The organism is Moorena sp. SIO3H5 (assembly GCF_010692395.1).
Taxonomy (GTDB): Bacteria; Cyanobacteriota; Cyanobacteriia; order Cyanobacteriales; family Coleofasciculaceae; genus Moorena.
In genome coordinates this window covers 1-1,402 of the sequence record NZ_JAAHHS010000761.1, presented here as the reverse complement: position 1 = coordinate 1,402, position 1,402 = coordinate 1, and the positions used below count along the sequence as shown (strand labels likewise).

Below are 1,402 nucleotides of genomic sequence, written 5' to 3'. Positions count from 1 at the left end.
TTTGTATCAAGTAGCTCCAAGGTTGTATGGAACAAAAACGCCAGCAGATTGAGCGTTGCGAGGAACGACGCTAAATGCTCTTGTCCATGCCCAAAGTTACTCCTATCCCGCCTCAAGAAAGAATATATTGAGAGAGATGGTCATGAGTGATGATAATGGTGAAGAGACAAACCAATCGTACTGAAATCTTCCGCACATATGAGCTCGATTTGGACCTTTTGCAAAAGTTGTACTATACCCATCAACAAGAGTATCTGAGAAAACGCCTGAGAGCCATTAAAGCAGTATATGAAGGCCAAAGCCGATATCAGGTATGCCGTTCACTAGGCTGTTCCTATAATGCCTTAACGAAATGGATTGATGTGGTTCTCCTTCATGGTTTAGCAAAACTTGTTGCTCCCATTAAACATCCGAACACTCCTCAGCGATTAAGCTCTGAACAAAAAAAAGAACTCAAGCGCATGATTTTGGAAAAATCTCCTCGAGATTATGGTATCGTGCGCAATTTATGGACCGCAGACATTATGATTGAAGTCATTCAATCCAGATGGAATATTTCATTAAAGAGTAGTCGGATTTATGAGATTCTTGAGGAATTAGGGTTATCGTATCAGAGAGCACATCGAGACTATGAACCGCCTGATAAAGATGCTCAGAAGGCATTTGTCGAGCAGGTTAAAAAAAACTGGAACATTTAGGGCCAAAGGAAATCATCCTCTTCTTCGATGAATTTTCAGTGAGTGACCGCCCCAGCCTATTCTATGGTTGGGCAGAGGTGAATACTCGCCCTGAAGTGCCTAGCAATGAAAAGCGTAAACGCAATCGGGTGAATGGATTTTTGAGTGTTGATGCGATTACAGGAAAAGAATATTTACTGTTAAGTCCTCATGCCAAGACAGAAGATGTAGCCAGTTATTTGGGGTTATTATTCGACGATTTACACTCTGAAGGGTACGAAGATATTACTATATATCTCGACAATAATTCAACGCATAAGAAAAAGATGAAATCTAAATTAGCCCGTCTTTTACCGTTACTGGGTTTAGAGGGAAAAGTGAACATTGAGTTTTCTCATATTCCAGCATATTCGCCTGATTTCAACTTGGCAGAATACATCATTCATCAAATTCGATTGCAGATTTTGCACCATATGCCTATCGATGCAACCCTCGATAGTATTGAAGTAGAGCTTGAAACATATTTGGATAAACATCAATTACAAACACCAGAGCAAATCAAAAATACCCTTGAACATATTTTTAATTTAACTAGTCAATCATAGAGCGGGATGGGAGTAGTTTAGACTCCAACGTTCAATCGGATCCAGATGCGGGCAATATCACCATCGATGCGAAAGATGGCTTTATTATTGCCAATCGATTGGGGAATAACGATATTATTG

General features: G+C 39.9%; 1 protein-coding gene. It reads left to right on the top strand.

The features are described 5' to 3' along the window. Positions 1-185: 185 nt before the first annotated feature. Positions 186-1,282, top strand: a protein-coding gene (locus tag F6K52_RS36310; RefSeq protein WP_293090070.1) for an IS630 family transposase whose coding sequence is annotated in 2 segments (ribosomal slippage) — positions 186-677 and positions 680-1,282 — 1,095 coding nt in all. Because the reading frame shifts where the segments join, the coding sequence is not laid out codon by codon here. The last annotated feature ends 120 nt before the right edge of the window (positions 1,283-1,402 follow it).